Source organism: Roseovarius sp. Pro17 (assembly GCF_035599575.1).
Lineage (GTDB): Bacteria > Pseudomonadota > Alphaproteobacteria > Rhodobacterales > Rhodobacteraceae > Roseovarius.
The window spans coordinates 2,701,371-2,724,678 of the sequence record NZ_CP141179.1; the positions used below are offsets into that span (position 1 = coordinate 2,701,371).

General features: G+C 60.0%; 20 protein-coding genes. 10 read left to right on the forward strand and 10 right to left on the reverse strand.

The features are described from left to right. Positions 1-2 precede the first annotated feature (2 nt). The 5 genes from U3654_RS13105 to U3654_RS13125 all read right to left on the reverse strand — a co-directional run bounded on the left by U3654_RS13105 (position 3) and on the right by U3654_RS13125 (position 4,474). On the reverse strand, positions 3-1,325 hold the full coding sequence (locus U3654_RS13105; RefSeq protein ID WP_324751991.1) for an APC family permease: 1,323 nt from the start codon (positions 1,323-1,325) through the stop codon (positions 3-5). Then, positions 1,326-2,126: a hypothetical protein gene (locus tag U3654_RS13110; RefSeq protein ID WP_324751992.1), complete on the reverse strand. Its 801-nt coding sequence runs from the start codon at positions 2,124-2,126 to the stop codon at positions 1,326-1,328. Beyond that, positions 2,119-2,805 carry a TVP38/TMEM64 family protein gene (locus U3654_RS13115; protein ID WP_416384592.1) on the reverse strand — a complete coding sequence of 229 codons (687 nt, stop codon included), beginning with the start codon at positions 2,803-2,805 and terminating at the stop codon, positions 2,119-2,121. The genes U3654_RS13110 and U3654_RS13115 overlap by 8 nt, the downstream gene beginning before the upstream one ends. A gap of 505 nt (positions 2,806-3,310) precedes the next feature. After that, a complete protein-coding gene (locus tag U3654_RS13120; protein WP_324751996.1) occupies positions 3,311-3,697 on the reverse strand; it encodes a DUF302 domain-containing protein in 387 nt (128 codons plus the stop codon). A 174-nt stretch (positions 3,698-3,871) separates the two neighbouring features. After that, entirely contained in the window at positions 3,872-4,474 is a 603-nt protein-coding gene (locus tag U3654_RS13125; RefSeq protein WP_324751997.1) for a calcium-binding protein, read from the reverse strand. 341 nt (positions 4,475-4,815) lie between these two features. Here U3654_RS13125 and U3654_RS13130 point away from each other — a divergent pair, with 341 nt between their 5' ends. The 7 genes from U3654_RS13130 to U3654_RS13160 all read left to right on the forward strand — a co-directional run bounded on the left by U3654_RS13130 (position 4,816) and on the right by U3654_RS13160 (position 12,875). After that, positions 4,816-5,217 carry a hypothetical protein gene (locus U3654_RS13130; protein ID WP_324751998.1) on the forward strand — a complete coding sequence of 134 codons (402 nt, stop codon included), beginning with the start codon at positions 4,816-4,818 and terminating at the stop codon, positions 5,215-5,217. Between the two features lie 91 nt (positions 5,218-5,308). After that, positions 5,309-7,306, forward strand: a complete 1,998-nt coding sequence (locus U3654_RS13135) for an efflux RND transporter periplasmic adaptor subunit (RefSeq protein WP_324751999.1) — start codon at positions 5,309-5,311, stop codon at positions 7,304-7,306. Further along, positions 7,303-10,482 carry a CusA/CzcA family heavy metal efflux RND transporter gene (locus tag U3654_RS13140; RefSeq protein WP_324752000.1) on the forward strand — a complete coding sequence of 1,060 codons (3,180 nt, stop codon included), beginning with the start codon at positions 7,303-7,305 and terminating at the stop codon, positions 10,480-10,482. The genes U3654_RS13135 and U3654_RS13140 overlap by 4 nt, the downstream gene beginning before the upstream one ends. Beyond that, complete coding sequence (locus tag U3654_RS13145; RefSeq protein WP_324752001.1) at positions 10,479-10,832, forward strand: copper-binding protein; 354 nt, start codon at positions 10,479-10,481, stop codon at positions 10,830-10,832. The genes U3654_RS13140 and U3654_RS13145 overlap by 4 nt, the downstream gene beginning before the upstream one ends. 100 nt (positions 10,833-10,932) lie before the next feature. Continuing rightward, positions 10,933-11,145, forward strand: a complete 213-nt coding sequence (locus U3654_RS13150; RefSeq protein WP_324752002.1) for a hypothetical protein — start codon at positions 10,933-10,935, stop codon at positions 11,143-11,145. Positions 11,146-11,156: 11 nt separating this feature from the next. Beyond that, positions 11,157-11,696, forward strand: coding sequence for a recombinase family protein (locus U3654_RS13155; protein ID WP_324752003.1), 540 nt, complete (start codon positions 11,157-11,159; stop codon positions 11,694-11,696). Positions 11,697-11,708: 12 nt separating this feature from the next. Continuing rightward, a complete protein-coding gene (locus tag U3654_RS13160; RefSeq protein WP_416384593.1) occupies positions 11,709-12,875 on the forward strand; it encodes a recombinase family protein in 1,167 nt (388 codons plus the stop codon). A 522-nt stretch (positions 12,876-13,397) separates the two neighbouring features. On the opposite strand, the gene U3654_RS13165 is transcribed toward U3654_RS13160, so the two are convergent. Beyond that, positions 13,398-14,324 (reverse strand): isoaspartyl peptidase/L-asparaginase, encoded by a 927-nt coding sequence (locus U3654_RS13165; RefSeq protein ID WP_324752004.1) that lies wholly within the window; start codon positions 14,322-14,324, stop codon positions 13,398-13,400. 178 nt (positions 14,325-14,502) lie between these two features. Between U3654_RS13165 and U3654_RS13170 the strand changes: the two genes are divergently transcribed. The 3 genes from U3654_RS13170 to U3654_RS13180 all read left to right on the forward strand — a co-directional run bounded on the left by U3654_RS13170 (position 14,503) and on the right by U3654_RS13180 (position 19,353). Further along, entirely contained in the window at positions 14,503-15,363 is an 861-nt protein-coding gene (locus tag U3654_RS13170) for a cyanophycinase (protein ID WP_324752005.1), read from the forward strand. Beyond that, positions 15,350-17,992, forward strand: a complete 2,643-nt coding sequence (cphA, locus tag U3654_RS13175) for a cyanophycin synthetase (RefSeq protein ID WP_324752006.1) — start codon at positions 15,350-15,352, stop codon at positions 17,990-17,992. Before U3654_RS13170 ends, cphA begins: the two co-directional genes overlap by 14 nt. A 62-nt stretch (positions 17,993-18,054) precedes the next feature. Then, on the forward strand, positions 18,055-19,353 hold the full coding sequence (locus U3654_RS13180) for an ATP-grasp domain-containing protein (protein WP_324752007.1): 1,299 nt from the start codon (positions 18,055-18,057) through the stop codon (positions 19,351-19,353). Between the two features lie 103 nt (positions 19,354-19,456). Here U3654_RS13180 and U3654_RS13185 read toward each other — a convergent pair whose 3' ends face one another. Genes U3654_RS13185 through U3654_RS13200 form a run of 4 tightly spaced genes read right to left on the reverse strand, consistent with a single transcriptional unit; the run spans position 19,457 to position 23,228 of the window. Beyond that, on the reverse strand, positions 19,457-20,434 hold the full coding sequence (locus U3654_RS13185) for an ABC transporter ATP-binding protein (protein WP_324752008.1): 978 nt from the start codon (positions 20,432-20,434) through the stop codon (positions 19,457-19,459). After that, positions 20,431-21,417: an ABC transporter ATP-binding protein gene (locus U3654_RS13190; protein ID WP_324752009.1), complete on the reverse strand. Its 987-nt coding sequence runs from the start codon at positions 21,415-21,417 to the stop codon at positions 20,431-20,433. The genes U3654_RS13185 and U3654_RS13190 overlap by 4 nt, the downstream gene beginning before the upstream one ends. Beyond that, positions 21,414-22,289 (reverse strand): ABC transporter permease, encoded by an 876-nt coding sequence (locus tag U3654_RS13195; RefSeq protein WP_324752010.1) that lies wholly within the window; start codon positions 22,287-22,289, stop codon positions 21,414-21,416. Before U3654_RS13195 ends, U3654_RS13190 begins: the two co-directional genes overlap by 4 nt. Then, the gene (locus U3654_RS13200) at positions 22,290-23,228 is read right to left on the reverse strand and encodes an ABC transporter permease (protein WP_324752011.1); all 939 of its coding nucleotides are present in this window, start codon (positions 23,226-23,228) and stop codon (positions 22,290-22,292) included. Positions 23,229-23,308: the final 80 nt, after the last annotated feature.

The following is a 23,308-nucleotide window of genomic DNA, read 5'->3' on the forward strand; positions in this document are numbered from 1 at the left end:
TCCTAATCGTGGGAGTGAGATTCTGAATGGAGTTCGTCATTTGGGCGTTGACGCAGAAACAGCCATTCAAACGCAAAGACAGCCGCCATCAGACCAAGCGACACAAGCACGATAAGCGGGTCACTTTGCCATTTCAGTGCGCCAAAGACCGACAGCACGACGACATCCAGCGCGATCGCAGTGAGCATCACCCATCCGCTCGCCTTGATGTCCTGTTTCAGGTGGCGGAACACACCCCAGTGGATGATGATGTCCATCACCAGATAGAAGAACGCGCCGAGCGAAGCGATCCGGCTGAGATCGAAAAACACGGTCAAAAAGCTGGCGATCACCACGGTATAGATTAGCGTATGATCGCGGATCATCCCCGGCAGGCCGAAATGGCTGTGCGGGATCAACTTCATGTCGGTCAGCATCGCGAGCATGCGGGAAACTGCAAAGATGCTTGCGATCAGGCCCGAGGAGGTGGCGACGATGGCCAGCAGGACAGTCAGATAGAAACCCGTCTGGCCAAGGGTCGGACCTGCGGCTTCGGCCAGGGCATAATCCTTGGCGGCGATGATCTGCTCCAGTGTCAGACTGGACCCCACGGCAAATGCCACCAGCAGATAGACAATAACGCAGAGACCGATGGATACGATGATCGCCCGTCCGACATTGCGATGCGGGTTTGTGACTTCGGCACCGCTGTTGGTAATCGTGGTGAACCCCTTGAACGCGAGGATCGACAGCGCCACGGACGCGACAAAGCCTGTGATTTGCGTCGATTGTTGATCAGAAGCAGCCACGAAAGAAATGCCGCCCGCCCAAAGCGCCGCTGCCCCGAACAGCGCGATGCCGCCGACTTTGATGACGGCCATGACGATCGAGAACAGCCCGACGGATCGGTTGCCCGCAGCATTGATAAGGTAGGCAAAGATGATGAGGGCTACGCCGAGCGCGGGAACCAACCAACCGGACTGATCCATGCCCAGACCGCGTAGAAGATACGTGGCGAAGGTTCTTGCAACGAGACTCTCGTTGATCACCATCGACAGCGCCATAAGCAGCGCGGCCGCAGCTGCGATGGTTGTCGGACCATAGGCCTTTTGCAGGATCATCGCGATCCCGCCAGCCGACGGATAGGCATTCGACACTTTGATGTAGGTATAAGCGCTGAATGCGGTCACGATAGCTCCGACCACGAATGACAACGGAAAGAGCGGCCCTGCAAGCTGCGCAATCTGCCCTGTCAGAGCGAATATTCCGGCACCGATCATCACGCCGGTACCCATTGCGATCGCTCCAGATAATGTAATGCTGTTCGCCTTATATTCCGAAACCATTTAGAGTGTCCTTTTTCTGGATTGCGGCGTGTCGTTCGATTGAGCCATTTGTCCTGATCCGCGCGCCTTCCAGCACATGTCGCAAACCGGGTCCCCCGCCGACAGCGTATGAGGCCTTTGATAATGTCCTCGCTTACCATCGGCGGCGATGAGGTCTGCACCGGGCCAATCGTAGCGGCACCAGCTTTGCCGGAATGCCTCGAGTAGTTCAGGATCCTCGCGGCGCGCGGCGATAGCGCGCGCGAATGTCTGCGGCGGACAATGCGTGAAATGTGTCTGCAGGTCGTCGCCGTCCCGAAAGACACGCGTTTCGTAGCCCGGTGCGCCGACCGGGCGGAACGGAAAGATCAGCAATCCGCGAATTGTCCAACGAAGTCTGCGCCCCGGATCGCGGCTGACAATCCGTGATGGCAGGGATGACAGTCCGAGCATGCGACGATAAAGATCCCATCCTACATCGGCCGTGACCGAATGTGCAGATGACGTCTCGACTCCGTGCGACCGCAGCGCGGCGTCGGCGGCGACCGTATAGATCGCCAATTCAACCATCAGCCGACTCCCTGCATTCGGAAGGTGTGGCAAATCGGCAATCGCTCTCATCACCGCGCTTTCGCGCTCCAGCGTGTCGAGGAAGCGGTCAGTGTCTTCGGGCAACCAGCGCAGCGCATCACCGCTGGTCAGCCACAGCGTCCGGTTGGCCAGATTCCGATGGCACGTTCGCCTTACGTGTTTCCAGAGAAGCCAGCGGATTATCCTCCAACCAAGGCGCGTGCGCTCATCCGGTGCAGGTTGTTCAGTCATGAGATACCCGCTTTCTGCGCCAGTCCCTTACCGCAACGATGACAAGAGGTGTCAGCGTCAACGCACCCAGCCCGATGGCGGCCCAAGCGGCACGCCCTAGTTCTCCACTGACGGCTTCATTGCCGAAATGCGCCAGAACGAAACTCGCGGGAATGATCCCGGCAAGGGTGGCCACCGCAAAGCGCCAGAAGTGCAGACAGCTGAGGCCGGCGGCGTAACTGACGATGTCGAAAGAGATGAACGGCATCAACCGGCTGGCGAACACCGTGAAGGTCAGCGCGTTCTGCGACCCGAGCCAGCCTTTGTCCACCTTTTCGCCCAACCACCGGGTCAGCACGTCGCGACCCAGAAAACGTGCGAGTGCGAAGGCGGTCAATGCGCCGACTTCAGCGCCGATGACAATGTAGATGGCGCCCAGTGAATGCCCGTATGCGGCACCGGCGGCCAGAGCGATCGGCGCACTTGGAATGGGCGTCGCGACAATCGCGACGGTCATCAAGGCAATGATGAGGATTGGCCCCCACGCACCGGCGGCATCTACCCAGTCGGATATGCGCTCACCGTTCACGTTTCTGATAAGGTCGGACGGGGAGCCGACGAACAGCGCTACAGTAGTAAGGACGAGGACAGCTGCGAGGGCCGCTTTTGTGATCGTTCCAATCGAGAATCCGTGTGTCATTGAACACTCCTCACGGGAGAAAAAGAACAAGGAGAGATGCAGCAGCGAGCAGACTAACAACGATGCAGAACGGGACATACCATTTCGGAACCGGCGCGCCGAATACCCCGTTGTAGCGCTGAAAACTCCAAACGGCATATGCCGCAAGCGCTACGACCCCATAGAATGAACCCGTAGAATATGATGCCCTAGGTTCCAGCCGGAAGGTTGTAACTGACCTGTCTGAAGCGCCAAAGCTGATATTGGCACCCTCGATCAATGCGAGCGTCGATGTGGCAACCGCAAAGAGTTCTTCAGCCTCCAACGAGTGGATCGGCACAAAAACAATGAAAAGACCCGCTCCAATGGCACTTGCACCAAGCTTCTGGACGGGCGCCAGGGGCTGAGTTCCACCGCCAGACATGTTGCCAGCCCCCACTCGTCCAGCCGGTGTTGCGTTCGATTCCGGCCAACCCTAATGATTCCATCTGCTGGAAGGTCAAGGTATTGTCGAAAAATACTTCTGTCAGGCGGCGTCAACAGCCGCGCGCATCATGTCCCGCACCTCGCCCGCGACCTTGTGCATCTGGTCGTTGTCGATTGCCTGCATCGAGGCCACCGGATCGATTGCGCTGATCTCGGTGCCACCGTCCACTTTGCGCAGGATGACGTTGCAGGGCAGCATTGCACCCACTCGCGGCTCGATCTCGATAGCCTTGTGAGCCATTTCCGGGTTGCAGGCCCCAAGGATGCGGTAGGGCTCCATCTCGGCGCCGATCTTCTTTTTCATCGTCGCCTTGACGTCAATCTCAGTCAGAATGCCGAAGCCGTTTTTGGCCAGAGCATCACGGATGCGCATTTCCGCGTCGTCGATATCGACGTTCGTCAGGATGCGGTCATAGGTATAAGCCATTTCTATTTCCTTTCGATTATTTGGACAGGTATTTGACCAACGCCAGAATCCCCAGAACGACCAAAATGATGATGAGCAGCATCCAAAAGCCGCCCATTCCAAAACCCATCATTTCGACCAGTAGCTCCAGTCAGTGACAAGGTGGCGCCGACCCATGGCCGGCGCCGTAATCCTTCAATTGTCGCCGGAGTCGTCAGCATTGTTCATGTCGGACCCCATACCCTGACCTGTGCCGGGCTGACCCTGCATCTGCTCCATCATGCCGGAACGCATCTTCTGCATACGCTCCATCTTTTTGGCTGGTGCGGTCATTTCGTCGCTGGTGATGGCGCCGTCGCCGTCGGCGTCGAGATGCTGGAACTTGTCTACCATTTTCTCGCGGATCATGGCGCTGTGCAGCGCCTCGAACTCGGAAATCGACAATGTGCCGTCGCCGTCGCTGTCATACTCGGTCAGCTTGGCCTGCATCTGCTCGCGCATCTCCTCGGGCGTCACGTTGCCGTCGCCATCGGCATCGAGCATCTGCATCATGGCGCCGCCCATCATACCGGACCCCATATTGCCCATGCCGCCCATCTTGTTGCCGTGCATCTGATGCATTTTCTTCATCATGCCGGACATATCGCCCATCATACCGGAACCGCCGCCCTGCATCATCATACCGCCACCAGCGGGTTTTGCCTTCCCGCCGTGGCCGTGATCACTTTGAGCGTAGGCAGCACCGCCAAGTGCGGTTGCAGCAGCCATCGAGAGGGCAAGAATGAAACGTCGTGACATGGTGATCTCCTTTTCCGTTGTCATGAGGCTAACCTAGGCATCTCAGACCCGGCCTGCACGGCTTCACGGTGAATTCTTTTGTAACGCATTGTAACGGTGGGCTGATCGTGCAGCTTTTTGCCTTACCAATCCCGTAGCGATCGGGAACCTCACTTCGCGCTGTCCTGAGAAGGCCGACAGGCTGTTTTTCAAGGCCACAGACGTGTATGAAGCGGATGCCGTCTTGGCAAAAGGGTGGGTCGATCTGATGGTGGTCTGCGCGGATCACGCCTCTCCACTGGCCCGATACCATCACAAGTTTCTGAATTGACCTTCGCGCATTTTATCGACACACGACCAGCATGGCATGGCTATATCGAAATTTCGATGTTCAAGCGGTTTGGAGACCGGCAGGTTTATTGCTGCTGACGGCCATGCTGCTGCTCCAGGCGGTACTTCCCGCTTCAGCATCCAATTCGCTGCAATGCCATGCCCGCCATCAAGTCGAAGCCGAGCACGCCGGCGACTGCACGATGCACGCGGCTCAGCCAGATGACACGGCACATGTCGCCTCTCAAACCGATGATGAGGCCGCCAGCAACATGTACTGCGGGCCGTCGATGTGCAGCGTTTATGTATCCTTTAATGCGTCGATGCCCGTTTCTGTGAGCACGCTGCTGGCTACAGATCGCTTGATCGAAGGCGGCGCGGTGCCTGGGTCCCTTTCGGGAACCACTCAAGACCGTCCTCCGCGCGACATCTGATCGATTGCCTGACGCGTGGTCGCATCCTGCGATCATGCGATGCTGATTGATTGGAAGCGGCACCTTTGCAGGAGCCGAAATTGAGGTACCCATGCGTGGACGATATTCGGCCCTGGCCGTTCTGGCGCTTGCTGCGGGCGCGGCAGGCGGGATTTACCTGGAAAGGGTTCATCTGAACCCGGCAGGCACGACCGACGCGGCCGGGCCGGACATTCTATATTGGGTCGCTCCGATGGATCCGAACTTCAGGCAACCTGGCCCCGGCAAGTCGCCCATGGGGATGGATCTGATTCCGGTCTACTCTGGGCAGGAAGAAGCGGGCGATCCCGCAGAAGTGACTTTGTCCGCTGGCGAGATCAATGCAATCGGCGTGCGCACGGCGATCGCCAAAACATCCGAGATTTCAAGGCGGATCGAGACGGTCGGCTTCGTCGGCTATGATGAACATTTGACCAGCCACGTTCACACCCGTGTCGAGGGCTGGATCGAGGCGCTCAATGTGCGGGCTGTTGGCGACCCCGTCGAGAAGGGCGATATCCTGTTCGAGATGTTCTCGCCCGTGATCGGATCGTCCAGCAGCGATCTGGTCCGCGCGATAGAGGCCGGTGACAAAAGAATCATCGACGCCGCGCGAAACGCCTTGCGCAGCCAGGGGATGTCGGATGAGCAGATCACCCGGATCGAGGCGAGCGGCACGTCTGTGCGCAATCTCGAAGTTCTGGCGCCACAGGACGGCGTCGTCATCTCGCTTGACGCGGCGGACGGGATGTTCCTGCAACCTGGAACCCGTGCCGTCTCGCTGACCGATCTCAGTGCCGTCTGGCTGATCGTTGACGTGTTCGAGCGGGACATCGCGCGGCTGACCGAAGACATGCGTGCCGTCGCCACGTTCGACCATCTGAGTGGCCGCACCTTCGAAGGTGAAATCGATTACGTCTACCCCGAGCTCGACTCCGAGACGCGCACTCTGCCCGTGCGTCTGCAGTTCAACAATTCCGAAGGGCTCTTGCGGCCCAACATGTTCGGCACTGTCAGCCTGATCCCAAACGAGACGCGCATGGCGCTGACAATCCCAACCGAAGCGATCATCCGCACCGGGTCCGCCGAACGCGTCATCCTGAAAACCGGCGAAGGTACGTACAAACCGCGCCTCGTCACGACGGGGCTGCGCGACGAATTCGGCGAAGGCGGACGTACCGAAGTGGTTCAGGGCCTCGCTCCGGGCGAAGAGGTCGTCGCGTCGGCGCAATTCCTGATCGACAGCGAAAGCGCGCTGAGCGCCGGATTGAAGCGCATGGCGCCAACGGACGACGCGCCTGCCGACGGGACGGGTGAGTTGATTGCATTGGATCAAGAGGCGCGGATCGCGACGATCCGGCACGGCGCGCACGACGCGCTGGACTGGCCTGCGATGAGCTCGCGCTTTGCGGTGCGCGCGGATGTCGCGCTGGATGGTTTGCAGATCGGCCAGAACGTCGCCTTTCGCGCCGCGCGAGGCGCGGACGGGTTGCTGGGGCTCATTGCGCTGGGGAGCGATGATGGTGTTGCGGCAACAGGCAACGGGAGGGTTGTCGCGCTCACGGCTGATGGAAAACTGACGCTCGCCCATGATCCCATTCCAGAACTAGGCTGGCCTGCGATGCAGATGGATATGCCCGTCGCGGGGTTTGACCCTGCTTCGGTTCCGCTGGATGCGCCGGTCGAATTTGATCTGTCCGAGGGCCAGGACGGCGTGTTCACGGTGGTGGCCGTTCGCGGCGAAGGCACGGACAGCGGCGACGACATGGCACATGACACGCCGATGACGGATTCTGCAGCCAAGGCCGCGCCGGACGCAGGCACGACACCGCCCATAACCGTACCCGGCACCATCGACGCCATCGATCCGGCCGCGCGAACGGCAACCATCACCCATGGCCCAATCACCGAAACCGGGATGCCCGGCATGACGATGGATTTCGCGATTGACCTTTCGGTAGATGCCTCGACCTTGCCCGAAGGCCGTGAGGTCACCCTGAAGTTTCGGCAAAATCCTGATTTCTCGATGACCCTCGTCGGCAGCGGGCCAGAGACGGAGACCACTCAATGATCCGTGCCATAATCCGTGCGTCGATTGCCAACCGCGTCATCATTCTGGCGCTGGCGATCATGATGGGCGTCGTGGGCGTCTGGGCTATCCGCGAGACGCCGGTGGATGCCATTCCCGATCTGTCCGACGTGCAGGTGATCGTGCGCACCCCCTATGCCGGTCAGGCGCCGCAAGTCGTCGAAGATCAGATCACCTATCCGATTGCGACCGCCATGCTGGCCGTACCCGGCGCCAGCGCCGTGCGCGGCTTTTCGTTCTTTGGTGACAGCTATGTCTACGTGGTCTTCGAGGATGGCACCGATCTGTATTGGGCGCGCACACGGGTGCTGGAATACCTCGGCCAGATCACGGCAAACTTGCCCGAAGACGTGTCACCTCAGCTCGGGCCCGATGCGACTGGCGTGGGCTGGATCTATCAATATGCCCTCATTGATCGCACCGGCGGGCATGATCTGTCCGAACTACGCACATTGCAGGACTGGTTCCTGAAATACGAATTGCAGACCGTCGATGGCGTGTCCGAGGTTGCCACGATCGGCGGCATGGTCAAGCAGTATCAGGTCGTCGTCGATCCGAACAAGCTGCGCGCCTACGACGTGACACTTGCCCAGATCCGCAGCGCCATCGAGGACGCGAACCGCGAGACCGGCGGCAGCGTGATCGAGATGGGCGAGGCCGAGTACATGGTCCGCTCTACTGGCTACATCAACGAGTTGTCCGACCTTGCAAAGGCCCCGCTGATGGTGAACGCGCGGGGGGCGGCCGTCACATTGGGGGACGTGGCCGATATCCGCCTCGGTCCCGAGATGCGCCGCGGCGTGGGAGAATTCAATGGTGAGGGCGACGCGGTGGGCGGCGTCGTCATCCTGCGCTGGGGCGGTAACGCGCTGGCCACTATCAAGGCCGTCGAGGCGCGCATCGAAGAACTGCGCACCAGCCTGCCCGAGGGGGTCGAGATCGTCACCACCTATAACAGGGCGGGCGTGATCGAACGCGCCATCGACAACCTGCGCAAGAAGCTGACCGAGGAATTCATCGTCGTCATTCTGGTCTGCGCGGCGTTCCTTCTGCATATCCGCTCATCGCTGGTCATTCTGGTGTCGCTGCCACTGGGCATTTCCGCCGCCTTCATCGTCATGAAATTGCAGGGCGTAAATGCGAACATCATGTCTCTGGGCGGGATCGCCATCGCCATCGGCGCGATGGTGGATGCGGCCATCGTGATGATCGAGGCGATGCACCGAAGGCTGGAAAAGGAGAAACTGACCAACGAGAACCGCTGGCGGATCGTCGGCGAATGCGCCTCCGAAGTAGGACCGGCGCTGTTCTATTCCCTCGCGATCATCACCGTCAGTTTCCTGCCCGTCTTCGTATTGGAAAGCCAGGAAGGACGGCTGTTCAAACCGCTGGCCTTCACCAAGACCTACGCGATGGCCGCGGCGGCGATCCTGTCCATCACGCTTGTGCCGGTACTGATGGGATATTTCGTGCGTGGGCACATCGTGCCGGAGCGAAAGAACCCGCTGAACCGGATCATCATCTGGATCTACCGCCCGTTTCTGGATGCTGCCGTCGCCTGGCCCTGGGCGACGACACTGCTGGCGGGTCTGGTTGTGGCATCGATGTGGTGGCCGTTGCAGCGGATCGGAAGCGAGTTCATGCCCGAATTGAACGAGGGCGATTTTCTCTACATGCCGACACTCTATCCGGGCATCTCCATCGGAAAGGCGCGCGAGGTTCTGCAACAGACCGACCGGATGATCGCCACGATCCCCGAGGTAAAGACCGTTCATGGCAAGCTGGGCCGCGCGGACACCGCAACCGACCCCGCGCCCCTGACGATGATCGAAACGACAATCCAGCTGAAGCCCGAGGCGGAGTGGCGCACGGGCATGACCATGGAAGGAATCCGCAATGCTCTGGACAAGGCCGTGCAGATTCCCGGCGTGACCAACGTCTGGATCCAGCCCATCAAGAACCGCATCGACATGCTGGCCACCGGCATCAAGACGCCGGTGGGCGTCAAGATCTCCGGCGCCGATCTGCGCGTGATCGAAGAGATCGGGATCGAGGTGGAACGCGCTGTCGCCAGCGTGGAAGGCACCGCGTCGGCCTATGCCGAACGGCCGATCGGCGGACGTTTCATCGAGATCAACGTCGATCGCGACGCGGCCGGGCGCTATATGATGAGCGTGCGGGACGTTCAGGACGTGGTTCAGACCGCCATAGGCGGGATGCAGGTCTCGGAATCCGTCGAGGGGCTGGAGCGCTATCCGATCAATATGCGCTATCCGCAGGAATGGCGCGACAGTCCCGAAACCTTGCGCGATCTGCCCGTCGTCACACCGTCGGGCGCGCATATCCCGCTCGGGGCGTTGGCCGAGGTAAAGATCGTTGACGGTCCTGCCATGATCCGTTCCGAAAACGCCCGGCGCACCGGTTTCGTCTTCATCGATATCGCCGGTCGCGATCTGGGCGGATATGTGAAAGAGGCCCGCGCATTGGTGGCCGATCAGGTCACGCTGCCGCCGGGCTATTCGATCACCTGGTCAGGCCAGTACGAGTATATCGAACGGATGCAGGAACGGCTGACGCTGGTCGCCCCCGCGACACTGCTGATCATAACCCTGATGCTGTTCCTGGCGTTCAACCGGATCATCGAAGTCGGCATCATCCTTGCTGCCCTGCCCGTGGCCCTGGCGGGGGGCGTATGGTTCCTTTGGTATCTCAGCTTCGACATTTCCGTCGCCGTCTTGGTGGGCTTCATCGCGCTGGCGGGCGTGGCGGTCGAGACAGCCATCGTGATGCTGCTTTATCTCAACCTCGCCTGGGACAAGCGCAAGGAGCGGGCGATACTTGAATCGCGGCTGATGACCGCGACCGATGTCGAGGAGGTGGTGTTCGAAGGCGCGCTCTTGCGAGTGCGCCCCAAGATCATGACCGTCGCAACAATTTTCGCAGGCCTGATCCCGATCATGTACGGCACGGGGACCGGTTCGGAGATCATGCAGCGGATCGCCGCGCCCATGGTGGGCGGCATGGCAACCGCGACCTTGCTGACCCTGTTCGTGATCCCGTCCATCTTCGTGATCTGGAAGCGGCTGGCCCTGAAACGGGTCAACCGTGAATTGCAGCGCCCGGCCCCGACCGATGCAATTGCTACCCTGGCCGAATGACGCTTGGCCATAACTCCACTGAAAGGACTACCAATGAAAACCCTCTCACTTTCGATCCTCGCCCTTGTGTTGTCAGCGCCTCTGGCGCTGGCGCAGACCAGCAGCGAGATGAATCATTCAGAGATGCAGATGAGCGACGTGCAGATGAAGGTGCGGTGCAAACCACGGCCATCTTGAATTCCATCGGCGACAGCACCGTCAATGTCAGCCATCATCCGATCCCGGAAATCGGCTGGCCCGCGATGACGATAGATTTCTCTCTCACTGCCGAGGCGCAGATGATGGGCGAGGTTTCAGTCGGAGACAAAGTTACTCTGATCCTTAGTCATGAACATCTCCTTCTTCCCTAATCTGGGAGGTTAAAGGATATGTCCCGCGAGTAACGGCATATCTACAGCATCAAGAACGCCCCTGCTTTTATCAGCTTGCGGCGAACGGAGACGGCACGCCATGGCGCGCGAGCGAAAGACATATACGCAAAAGGAGGGCGCCGGGCAGGACGGTGCCCGGCCCAATGCGCATGCTTCCGAGCTTTGCGGACTTGCCAGCCAGCCCGACAGCCCCCATCCTGCGCTCATCGCTCTCGTAAAGCTTTTGGCGCGTCAGGCTGCCCGCGAGGCCGACCTGACACAGGACTGCGACACGCTCCGCAAGACTGATTAGGAGGGATTGAAATGCTACAAACCGGACACAAACAACGCGCCGTGATCTATGCCCGCTTCTCGTCGGACATGCAGACCACAGCGTCCATCGACGACCAGATTCGCGTTTGCACGGCCCTGGCGAACTCGCTCGATTTCACCGTGGTCGGGAGCTACCGCGATGACGCAATCAGTGGTGCCACCGATATACGCCCTGGATTTCAGGGGGTGATGCAAGCGGCGATGTCCGGACAGATTGACGTGGTCGTCGCAGAATCCCTTGATCGCCTCAGTCGTGATCTCGAGCACATCGCCGGCTTCTTCAAGCGGATGCAGTATCTCGGCGTCAAGATCGTCACCAAGGCCGAAGGTACCATCACCCATTATCAAGTTGGGATTGGCGGCATGATGAACGAGATGTTCCTCATGAACCTCGCGCAGAAGACCCACCGCGGGTTGGAGGGTCGGGTCAGGAACGGTAAATCCGCAGGCGGCAAGAGCTTTGGCTATGATATCCCGCGCACCCCCCTGCCCGATGGCACATTCACCACGGGCGATTTAGACATCAATTAAGCCGAGGCAGGCATCGTCCGGCGGATCTTCTCGGACTATGCGGCAGGCCAGAGTGCTCGCAGCATTGCCGCCGCGTTGAACCAGAAAGGTATTCCGGCCCCGCGCGCTGCGACCTGGTCATTCTCGACGATCTCGGGAAACTGGAAGCGCGGGACGGGCATCCTGAACAACGATCTCTACATCGGTGAGCGGGTGTGGAACCGGCAGCGCTTCGTGAAGTGTCCACAAACCGGTAAACGCCAGGCACTCCCCAACCCTCCCGAGGCCTGGGTCCGCGAGACCGTGCCGGATCTTCGGATCATCGATCAGGAACTCTGGGATCAGGTGAAGGCGCGTCAAGGCGCCACACGCAAAGAGATCCTAAACGCGCGCAGCGAAGACAATGGCCCGCAGGCCCATAAGGCCCGCCGTGCCCGCTACCTGCTGTCGGGAACCGTGGAATGCAGTGCCTGCGGTGCAGGCTACATCATGATCAGCGCCGACCGGATGGGCTGCTCGGCTGCCCGCAATCGCGGCACTTGCGATAACCGCAAAACCCTCAAGCGGATTGATCTCGAGGAGCGGGTTCTAAACGGACTGCGCCAACGGCTGATGACGCCGGAGATGATCACTACCTTTGTTGAGACCTATCAGGAGGAAAGCCGTAAGGGCAAACGCGACGCTAACGCAGCGCGGGTGAAGACCGAGCAGAACCTGCGCGCTGTCGCCCGCGAGATCGACAATATCGTCGAAGCCATCGCCCAAGGCATGTTCCAAGCCAGCATGAAGGCGAAAATGGACGCGCTGGAGGCCCGCAAGGCCGAGTTGGAGGGCGCACTCGCCACCCTGCCCGAGGAGGACACGGTCCTCCTCCATCCTGGTCTGGCCGATCTTTTCCGCAAGAAGGTGGAAGACCTCGTCACCAGCCTCAATGATCCGGGGATGAAGTCGGAAGCGGGGGAACTGCTGCGCAGCTTGATCGAGAAGATCATCCTGACGCCGGCTGATGCCGCCCCGAACGGGCATCTGATCTCGCTCCAGGGCGAGCTCGCCGGGATTTTGTCGTTTTGCGATAAGGGGATGGGCACAAATGCCAACGCCCGCAGCAGAGCTACGGGCGTTAGGCAAGTAACGATGGTTGCGGGAGCTCGATTTGGACATTGTTTCGCAAAGCTTCGTAAAACCCACGTCGCTCGGTGAAGGATGTTCGGGCCGGGGGATTCCGCTTTGGTGATTAATGGAAACTGGGCCTGCCGCCCGAGATACCTATGGTCGTCGTCGGCATGCCGATTCTACTGAACGTCTGGCCCTTGTGACCCCTCGTGACCAAGACGCCACATGGCGCGAATAGAACCGGCAACGATTCTTCCAGACCCCTACGCGACTGGAGGTCAATGTAACCGCCAGCAATAAGACTCTGCACCTAGTCGTCGGCGATCAGGCCTTGTCCGATCTCGCGAGCTCTTGAATAGGCAGAAAGCACCGCACACTCCCCCTATCGTTGGTCTAAACTTCTGTAGTTAAATGCCGAAATCCGACATTTATATGTGATGAAACTTAACCGAGGTGGTCCAAAGAAAGTCCGTTTAACAGAACCTACTTGGTTTGCTGACTGACAATACAGGATTGATGCCAGAAAAAAGAGTGTCTTCCGGGGTCGGCTCAACAGCGAGACAGGTATATCACATCAAAACGGCATTATCAGTAGATAAAACGGCATTATCAGTAGATCGCGGTCTCCCGGCTTTCGCCTTCGACGATCCAGCCGCGATACATCCCTTCACAATTGAACGGCGTCGTGATGACCCCACTCCGGTCAACGGCGATAAGCCCACCTGAGCCGCGAACGGCCGCCAGATCGGTCATTATCAAGCCTTCGGCCGCACGATCCATCGGGATGTTGGCCAGACGAATGCGGGCGTCGATTTCATGCGCCACGCACAGACGCATAAAGGTTTCGCCATCGCCGGTGGCCGATACCGCGCAGGTGGCGTTGTCGGCGAAGGTGCCGGCGCCGATCACCGGGGTGTCGCCGACGCGGCCCGGCCGCTTTGCCGTCATGCCGCCAGTTGATGTCGCCGCTGCGAGAACACCGTGGCGGTCACGGGCCACCGCGCCGACCGTTCCGTGACGCCGTGAGGGATCGTCGTCCAGTTTGCCCTCGCGCTCCATCCTTAGTGTGTCTTGCAAGGCGTCCCATCGCTCCTGCGTGTAGAAGTAGTCTTTGGCCCGAAAGTTCAGACCAGCAGCACGCGCGACGTTGAGGGCGCCGTCTCCAATCATCAGGACGTTATCGGTCTGCTCCAGAACAGCACGCGCCGCGAGTATGGGATTCTTGGGACCGAAAATGCCCGCGACAGCACCCGCCCGGCGGCTGCATCCAGCCATAAGTGCGGCGTCCATCTCCTGCGTCCCATCACGGGTAAAGACGGCACCTCGGCCCGCATTGAAAAGCGGTTCATCCTCAAGTGCGCACACCGCAGCCGTTACCGCGTCCAGCGCATTGCCATCCTGCAATAGCACCTCCTCGCCTGCGTCGAGCGCACGGACCAGCGCGGCGTGGTATAGCGCCTCGCGGCCCTGCGTCATGCAATCGCGTGCCATCACACCGGCGCCGCCGTGGATCACAAGACTGAAGCCCTGGGTCATTTCCGTCTCCAACTTGTCATTTGGTGTGCGTTACGCAGAGTGACCGACTTTTATGCTTCACATGTGACAAATGACGGTCGATCGTCAAATTAATGAGAGATGCCCTATCAATCGGCTAGCTTAGCGACAATACTGACTTTTAGCATTCGATCCTCGCGTGAGAAACGAAATGAACAAGATGAGCACACCCAGCAAATTTGGCACCAAGGGTCCGCTTATCGCTATCGGTGGTGCAGAGGATAGGTCTTCTCGCAGCGACATCTTGCGCCGCATTCTGACTATGACTGACAAAGAGGCGCCGACAGTCGGGGTCATCACGACAGCCAGCAGCATTCCCGACGACGTTTTCGAGATTTATAGAACCACATTTTGCACGATCGGCGCAGCCGAGGTTTTGGATCTTCGGATTCGCGACCGCATGGATGCGGCGTCGCTGGACATCGTCGCGATGATCCAAAGCTCGGACATCATATTCCTTTCAGGTGGCGATCAGATGCGCCTTACCAACATTCTCGGCGCGACTGCGGCAATGGCAGCCATCCGCGCCCGCCACGCGGATGGCGCCGTGATTGCCGGAACCAGCGCCGGTGCAGCGTGCCAATCGCAGACCATGGTCTATGGCGGTTCGGCGGGCGACGCGCTGCGCAAGGGCGCAGTGAGGATGTCTGCGGGCTTTGGCTTGGTCGAAGGCGTCATTATCGATACGCATTTTCTAGAGCGCGGCCGCTTTTCGCGGTTGATGGAGGTCGGCGCAACCAATCCCGAGTATCTCGGCCTCGGTATCGGTGAGGACGCGGCAGTTCTGTTCGACGGAGACGTGATACGCGCCTTTGGCTCGGGTCACACGATCATCGTCGATAGCTCGCAGGTCACCGGATCGAATGTGTGCGAGTTAGAAGACGGCCAACCGGTCAGCGTTCAGAACGTGATAATGCACGCGCTGGTCGATGGATTTGGATACAGTCAGACTGAACGACGGGTCTTGGGGCCCGATGAACTCCAAGCCAAGAGCTTGGAGTACACAAGTGCATATTCTTGAACTTCGCGCGCTGCGTGGACCGAACTATTACAGCCGCTATCCGGCTATTTACATGCGGCTCGACATCGCCCAGTTGGAAGATAGGCCCAGTGACAAGGTGCCGGGCATCGCGAAACAGCTTGAGGCACTGATCCCCACCATCCACAATCATCGATGCTCGGTCGGGGAGCCGGGCGGCTTTCTGCAACGGGTCGTGGGCGGGACATGGGCCGGCCATATGGTCGAACACGTGGCTATCGAATTGCAGAACCTTGTCGGGTTTTCGGTCGGCTACGGTAAAACCGTCGATAGCTACGATCTGGGCATCTACAACGTCGTCTATCGCTACCGCGACGAAGCCAGCGGTATCGCCGCAGGTGAGGCCGCGGTAGAGATCGTCCGCAAACTCTATAACGGCGACGATGTAGACCTCGGCCCGATTATTGATCATTTGAAATCGGTGCGTGACGCGAACGCTCTTGGCCCGTCGACGGGATCCATCGTCAGCGCGGCCAAAGCCCGCAACATTCCCGCCAGCAACCTGACGGAAGGGACCAGCTACATTCAGCTGGGTCATGGCATCAGACAGCGTCGATTTCAGGCGACAGTGACGGATGCCTCAGGGATTATCGGCTATTCGATTGCCGATGATAAGGAATGGACCAAACAGATACTTGGCGATGCCGGCGTGCCAGTGCCGCGCGGGCAGGTCTGCCATTCGTTTGAAGATGCGCAGGCGGCGGCTGAGTGGATCGGCTGGCCCGTCGTTACCAAGCCGCTATCAGGCAATCACGGGCGCGGCGTGACCACCGACATTGCCAGCACCGAAGATTTGAAGGCCGGATACGAGGCCGCGCTCGCGCGGGTACGCGACGATTCAGGAGCGGTAATCGTTGAACGCTACATCAAGGGCGAAGATCACCGATTGCTCGTAATCGGCGGCAAGCTGGTCGCAGCGGCGCGGCGCCGCCCTGCCCATGTGACCGGCGACGGCACGCACACGATCCAACAGTTGATAGACGCTGAGAACAAAGACCCGCGTCGCGGCGTCGGCCATGAAAACCTGCTGACCCAGATCCATGTCGACGTCCAGACACACCGGATGCTTGAACAGGCGGGCTATACGCTCGACACGATCCTGCCGACGGGCGAGACTGCGTTTCTCAAATCCACCGCCAACATCTCGACCGGTGGCACTGCGACGGATCTCACTGACGAGGTGCATCCCGAGGTCAAGTTCACGATGGAGCGGATCGCGCGGCTGATCGGACTGGACGTTATCGGTATCGACCTGCTGGCCGAAAACCTGTCCTTGCCGCTGGATCAGCAATCGGCAGGCGTGGTCGAAGTCAACGCCGGTCCCGGCTTTCGGATGCACATGGCGCCTACCCATGGCTCGCCCCGTCCGGTGGGCGAGCATGTGCTGAATATGCTGTTCCCTGATCCTGCCGATGACGGACGGATCCCGATCACCGCGATCACAGGCACCAATGGCAAGACGACGACCACGCGCCTGATCGCGCATATTTTGCGGCAGGCTGGTCATTCGGTCGGAATGGGCTGTACCGGCACGGTCGAGATCGACAACAACGTTATCCTGCGCGGTGACTATTCCGGCCCCGCGGCGGCGCAGGCTGTACTGCGCGAGCCTACTGTCGAACATGCCGTCCTTGAGGTGGCGCGCGGCGGCATCATGCGGCGCGGTCTGGGCTTTGATGAATGCGACGTGGGCGTCTTGCTGAACATTGCGTCCGACCATCTGGGCGAGCGCGACATCAACACGCTGGAAGAGCTTGCCCGTTGCAAAACAGTTGTCGTGGACGCGGTCAAGAAAGAGGGCGGTTACTGCGTACTTAACGCTGACGATCCGCTGGTGATGGAGCATGGCACCTATTGGGCGCGGGGCGAAATCATCTATTTTTCGATGAACCCCGAAAATCCTGAGTTGACCGAGCATCTAAACAACCTCGGCATGGTCCTGACCGTCAAACATGGCAAGATCGTACTGCTGCGGGGTAAGGTCACGGTCGAAATCGTCGAGGTTAACGATGTGCCGATCGCATTTGAGGGGCATGCGCCCTTCAACGTGCAGAACGCGATGGCCGCCGCTGCCGCCGCTCTGGCCCATGGGATCGAGATCGACGATGTTCGCGCCGGGCTTTTGACGTTCCACCCGACACCAGCGCAGATGCCGGGCCGCACGAACTACTTCGAGGCCGACGGCGTAAAGTGCCTGATCGACTACGGCCACAACGTCCCGGCACTAATCGCGCTGGAACCGCTGGTGAACGGATTGTCGACCCAGCGCAAGATCGCCGTCGCCTCGGCGCCCGGCAATCGGCGCGACGAGGATCTTGCCGCCTTGGGCGCACAACTCGCCAAAATGTGCGACTCGGTCTATATCTACGAAACGGATTCGCGCGGTCGCGAAGTGGGTGAAACTGCCAAACTGATCCATCACGGTGCCGAGCAGTGCGGCACCGCCGAGCGGGTCACGATAATTATGGACGAACAAGAGGCGGTCGCAAAAGCCTTTGACGAGGCCGTGGCCGGAGACCTCCTTGTGCTGCTGGTTGACGACATTGAAGGCACGACCGAACTGCTCAAGGGTCGGAGCTTTCCGATCCAAGCTGACCTCGCCAAGGCCTGATTGGGCAACACACTAAGGCGCTGGCATCCGTCGCTATTGGCTCCGGACAGAAAGAATAAAAAATGACCAGAAACGTGTTTGTCATCGGGCTGAATAGCATGAACGCCGACCGGCTCAAGCGGCTGCGCGGGATGGATGATGTGGAGTTTCACCAGCTCCTGACTTCGACGCAGGTTTCGGACACGCAGGAATTTGACATCCCAGCGATGCTGCAGGAGGCCGAGGACAAGCTGGACGCCTTCGAGGGATCAATCGACGCCATCGTTGGCTACATCGACTTTCCGGTATCGACGATGCTCCCCCTGCTCTGCCAGAAATACGGGACGCGCAATTCCTCGCTCGAAAGTATGCTGAAATGCGAGCATAAATACTGGTCGCGCAAGGTCATGGCCGAGGTCATTCCTGACCATATTCCGAAATTCACCGCCTTCGATCCCTTTGACGACAACGCGCTGTCAAAGATTGGCGAGGCTGATTTGCGCTTTCCGTCTTTCGTCAAACCAATCAAATCCTCCGGCTCGCGGCTAGGCTTTCGCATCGATAACCCTGAGGATTTTCAATACGCGACCGAAAAACTACGCGCCGAGATTGGCCAGATATCGGAGCCGTTCAATTTCGTGCTAGAGCAGGCAGACCTGCCCGACGATATCAAGGCGGTAGAAGGCCATTACTGCATGGCCGAGCAGATGATCGGCGGGCGTCAATGCACGGTCGAGGGGTATGTTTATGACGGCGAGGTCGTGCCCTATGGCACCGTGGATTCAATCCGCTATCCGCAGGTTCTAAGCTTCTTTTATTACCTCTATCCATCGAGCTTGCCCGAGCCTGTTCGGGCCAAGATGTACGAGATCACCCGCACGATCATGGATCACATCGGCTATGATAACGCGGGCTTCAACATCGAGTATTATTGGGACGAGATACAGGACAAGATCTGGCTGCTGGAAATCAACACCCGCATCGCCCAGTCGCATTGCGATCTGTTCGAGATGGTCGACGGGGTCAGCCACCAGCAGGTGACGATTGACCTCGGCCTCGGGCGCAGCCCCGACATGCCAAAGGGCGAAGGGCCAGAAGAGGTCGCGGCCGAGTTTTTCTACCGCGTGTTTTTCAATGACGCGACAGTGGCTCGCGTCCCCTCCCGCGCCGAGATCGAAGTGGCCGCAGAGCAGGTCGAGGGCACGCGCATTTCGTCCTACGTGGCAAAGGGCATGAAGCTGTCTGAACTGCCCGAACAGGACGCCTATAGCTATGCCGTAGCCTCGGTCTGGATGGGGGCGCAGAAGACGTCAAAACTGCTGTGGAACTACGAACAGGTGATGAAGAAGCTTAACTACGAGTTCACCGACATTGTGGACTAAGCAGCCTCTCCCTACTGCGATTGATCCCGGTTGAAGGTCGTAACAGCGCGTCCTCCAGTCATTAGAATTTAATTTACGGCCTCAAAATCGAACAGGGGATCAGTCAGCCATCGCAGACCGGGAAATGACAGGTGAACTCATGACCTGGCGCATGCGCGGTGGCATCCGGTGTCTGCGTTTTGCATAGCGCTTGCGCGCGCGGGCAGCGCGTGTGGAATTCACACCCTTCAGGGCGATTGCGCGGGCTGGGCATCTCGCCTTCCAGCGTGATGCGCGCGCGGGCGGCGTCGGGGTCCGGCTCAGGATTGGCCGACAAAAGCGCCTCGGTGTAAGGGTGACAGGGTGCGTGGAAAATACGCTCGGTCGGGCCAATCTCGACAAAGCGGCCCAGATACATGATCGCCATGCGGTCGGTGATGTGGCGCACGACATTCAGATTATGAGTGATGACCAGAATTGCGATCCCGAGGCGTCCTTGCATTTCCGCCAGCAGGTTCAACACCTCCGCCTGCACCGACATATCCAGGCCTGCCGTCGGCTCATCCGCGATAATCAGGCGCGGGTCCAGCGCAAGCGCGCGCGCAACGCCAACACGACGCGCCTGCCCGCCCGATAGCTGATGCGGGAAACGGCCCGCGAAATTGCCCGGCAGGCCGACCATCTCTAGCAGGCGCGTGGCCTCTGCGCGCATATTGGCGCGCTTGCCATGGATCTTCAGTGGTTCGGTCACGAGGCTACCAATTGTGAGGCGCGGCGAAAGCGATCCGACCGGATCCTGCCACATCATCGCGATCTCTCGCCGCAGCCGCCCGTATTCCTGAGCGCTGGCGCCCGATATTTCCTGCCCGTCAAAACGGATCGACCCAGACGCCGCGCGCTTCAACCCCATGATCGTGCGCGCTACCGTCGATTTACCCGAGCCGCTCTCGCCCACGAGGCCCAGCGTCTCGCCTGCGTCGATGCTAAAGCTGACACCTGCAACGGCGTCGAATTCAGGCGCTGCCCCGCTAAGGGCGGCGCGTATGCGGCCCATTGCCGGATAGCGGATGACGAGGTTTTCAACCTCCAACAGCGCGCTCATGCTGCGCTCTCCCTGTCCAGCAGATGGCACGCGGCGAGATGCTGCGGGCCGCTGGCAGCGTAAGCAGGCGGACGTTCGGCGCGGCATCTGTCCCATGCGTGGGCGCAGCGCGGAGCAAAAATGCACCCGTCAGGCACGTCGATCAGATCGGGCAGCGTTCCGGGGATGGTCGGCAATTGCCGCGTTGCCACTTCGATCCGCGCCGGATCGCATTCCAGCAGGGCCTGCGTGTAGGGATGCGCCGCGTTGTGGAACACGTCGCGCACGCTGCCCCGCTCGACCACCTCGCCAGCATACATCACCGTCACGTCGTCGCACAGTTCGGCCACCGTGCCGAGGTGGTGCGAGACGAACACTATGGCGCAGCCCATTTCCTGCTGCAACTCGCGAAGCAGTTCGATGATCTGAACCTCAAGCGTCGCATCCAGCGCCGTCGTCGGCTCGTCCGCGATCAGCAGATCGGGCTTGGTCAGTAGCGCCATGGCGATGCAGACGCGTTGACGCATCCCGCCCGAGAATTGATGCGGATAGGCCGATAGCTGCGCGGCGGCGTCGGGAATGCCGACACGATCCAGCATCTGCACCGCGCGCTGGCGTTTTTCTGCCTTGGTTCCGGCATCGCGGTATTGGATGTCCAGCATCTGCCGCCCGATTGTGGCGACCGGATTAAGCGCCGTCATCGGATCCTGAAAGATCATCGAAACGCGTTGGCCACGCATGGCGCGCAGCTGCCGCTCCGTCATCCTGGTGACGTCTTTGCCATCCAGCAGGATCGCGCCGCGAGCCACCTCGCCATTAGCGGCCAAAAGGCCCGACAGACTATAGGCCAGCGTCGACTTTCCACATCCGCTTTCGCCGACAAGGCCCATGATCCGGCCTTTGGACACGTCCAAATTGATGCCGCGCAGCGCATGAAGACGCCCGCGCGGAGTACCGAAATCGATCGACAGGTCCTGAACCTGCAAGAGGGTTTCGTCGCTCATAGATCACGCCTCAGCTTGGGATCAAAGATGTCGCGCAGCGCCTCACCGAGGAAAGTAAAGCCCAGCGTCACGACGATGATCGGCAGCGATCCGGCGATGACGGGCCAAGGCGAATTGCGAATGAAGTTGTAGCCGTCATTGAGGATCGTGCCCCAGCTGGGCGCCGGCGGGCGCACGCCCATGCCCAGAAAGCTGAGCCCTGCCTCGGTCGCGATGACCATAGGCACGTCCATGCTGGCGAGGATCAGAAGGGGGCCCAGCACGTTGGGCAAAACATGCAGGCCGAGAATGCGGAATGTGCTGGCACCCATCGCCTTTTCGGCAAGGATGAATTCGGCATTGCGCAGGGTCTGCGTCTGCGTGCGCACGATGCGCGCATAGATCGGGATCGACGTGATCGCGACGACGAGGATCACGGTATAAAGCGACGGCCCGATCAGCGTCACCACGGCAAGGCCAAAGACAATCACCGGAAAGGAGCGGATCGCGTCAAAAACCAGCAGCAGGATATTATCCAGCCATTTCGGCCCGTATCCGGCGACAAGGCCCAATGCCAGACCCACGCTCATCGCCGCGCCCAGCGTGGCGACGGCCACCAGCATGGCGATCCGCCCCCCCGCGATCACGCGGCTCAGAAGGTCACGGCCCAGATGATCGGTGCCCAGCCAATGCGCCCATGACGGAGCACCCATGCGCGGTCCGATCATGATCTGATTAGGATCATAGGGCGCGAGCCAAGGCGCGAATATGGCGGTCCCCACCACGATCAGCACAAGGATCAGGCCCATTAGGCCCATCGGGTTCTGCGCCAGTTGCGCGCCATAGAGGCGCAGCGCCGAAGGCTCCTTGTAGGGGGTGGATGCGTTGGTCATCTACAGCCCCTCCCTCTGGCGCGGGTCCAGCCACGCGATGACAAGGTCCGAAATCAGCGTTGCCAGAACGATGATCGCGGTCGTGATCAAAACCGCGCCCAGCACGATGGGATAATTGCGCTCGTTCACAGCTGAAACGATCAACGCGCCAATGCCGGGGCGCGCGAAAATCACCTCTACAAAGACCGCAGCCGAAAAGAGATGCGCCACCCCTGCCCCGATCAGCGTGACCGCCGGCAGCACAGCAATGCGCAGCACATAGCCGCGCGTGATGCGCCCCTCGGTCAGGCCAAAGGCGCGGGCCATGCGCACGTGGTTCTCGCCCATCACCTCCAGCATCGAGGCGCGCACGATGCGGGCGATATACCCGACCCACGACACACCGACGGCAAAGGCGGGCAGGATCAGATGCACGATCTGATCACTCAAGCCCTCACCCGCGCCGATGGCAGGAAGCCAGCGCAGCCAGACGGCAAAGATCAGCACGCCGTACAGCGCCATAACGAAGGACGGAATGGATATGGTGCCGACCGACAGGATGCCGGTAATCCGGTCGATCCACGAATTGCGCCGGATCGAGGAATAAGCCCCCAGCGGAATGCCGATGGCCGCCGCCCAGAAGATCGACACAGAGATAAGCGCGAGGGTGTAGGGCAGCGCCTCCATCACGATGGTGGTGACCGAGCGGCCGGTGAAAACATCCACGCCCATGTCGCCGCGCAGCAGATTGCCAAAGAATATCCCCATCTGGATCAGGAACGGTTTGTCCAGACCCATGGATATGCGGGTCTGCTGGATCAGTTCAGGGGTGGCGCGCGGTCCGAGGATCATCACGGCCGGATCACCCGGCACAAGATGCAGCATGATATTCAAAAGGCAGACCGCGACGACGATGATCAGCACCGACAGAAATAGTCTCTGGATTGCATAGATCGCCATGTGTCGCGGTCTCCCTATGTGCGGGGGGTATTGGTACGGTCCGGCCCCCGCAGATGGGGCCGGACCTGCCGTTCAGGATT

Coding starts and splice junctions, on each gene's coding strand:
- U3654_RS13105 (WP_324751991.1), bottom strand. CDS start 1,325: ATGGTTTCGGAATATAAGGCGAACAGCATTACATTATCTGGAGCGATC.
- U3654_RS13110 (WP_324751992.1), bottom strand. CDS start 2,126: ATGACTGAACAACCTGCACCGGATGAGCGCACGCGCCTTGGTTGGAGG.
- U3654_RS13115 (WP_416384592.1), bottom strand. CDS start 2,805: ATGACACACGGATTCTCGATTGGAACGATCACAAAAGCGGCCCTCGCA.
- U3654_RS13120 (WP_324751996.1), bottom strand. CDS start 3,697: ATGGCTTATACCTATGACCGCATCCTGACGAACGTCGATATCGACGAC.
- U3654_RS13125 (WP_324751997.1), bottom strand. CDS start 4,474: ATGTCACGACGTTTCATTCTTGCCCTCTCGATGGCTGCTGCAACCGCA.
- U3654_RS13130 (WP_324751998.1), top strand. CDS start 4,816: ATGGCATGGCTATATCGAAATTTCGATGTTCAAGCGGTTTGGAGACCG.
- U3654_RS13135 (WP_324751999.1), top strand. CDS start 5,309: ATGCGTGGACGATATTCGGCCCTGGCCGTTCTGGCGCTTGCTGCGGGC.
- U3654_RS13140 (WP_324752000.1), top strand. CDS start 7,303: ATGATCCGTGCCATAATCCGTGCGTCGATTGCCAACCGCGTCATCATT.
- U3654_RS13145 (WP_324752001.1), top strand. CDS start 10,479: ATGACGCTTGGCCATAACTCCACTGAAAGGACTACCAATGAAAACCCT.
- U3654_RS13150 (WP_324752002.1), top strand. CDS start 10,933: ATGGCGCGCGAGCGAAAGACATATACGCAAAAGGAGGGCGCCGGGCAG.
- U3654_RS13155 (WP_324752003.1), top strand. CDS start 11,157: ATGCTACAAACCGGACACAAACAACGCGCCGTGATCTATGCCCGCTTC.
- U3654_RS13165 (WP_324752004.1), bottom strand. CDS start 14,324: ATGACCCAGGGCTTCAGTCTTGTGATCCACGGCGGCGCCGGTGTGATG.
- U3654_RS13170 (WP_324752005.1), top strand. CDS start 14,503: ATGAGCACACCCAGCAAATTTGGCACCAAGGGTCCGCTTATCGCTATC.
- U3654_RS13180 (WP_324752007.1), top strand. CDS start 18,055: ATGACCAGAAACGTGTTTGTCATCGGGCTGAATAGCATGAACGCCGAC.
- U3654_RS13185 (WP_324752008.1), bottom strand. CDS start 20,434: ATGAGCGCGCTGTTGGAGGTTGAAAACCTCGTCATCCGCTATCCGGCA.
- U3654_RS13190 (WP_324752009.1), bottom strand. CDS start 21,417: ATGAGCGACGAAACCCTCTTGCAGGTTCAGGACCTGTCGATCGATTTC.
- U3654_RS13195 (WP_324752010.1), bottom strand. CDS start 22,289: ATGACCAACGCATCCACCCCCTACAAGGAGCCTTCGGCGCTGCGCCTC.
- U3654_RS13200 (WP_324752011.1), bottom strand. CDS start 23,228: ATGGCGATCTATGCAATCCAGAGACTATTTCTGTCGGTGCTGATCATC.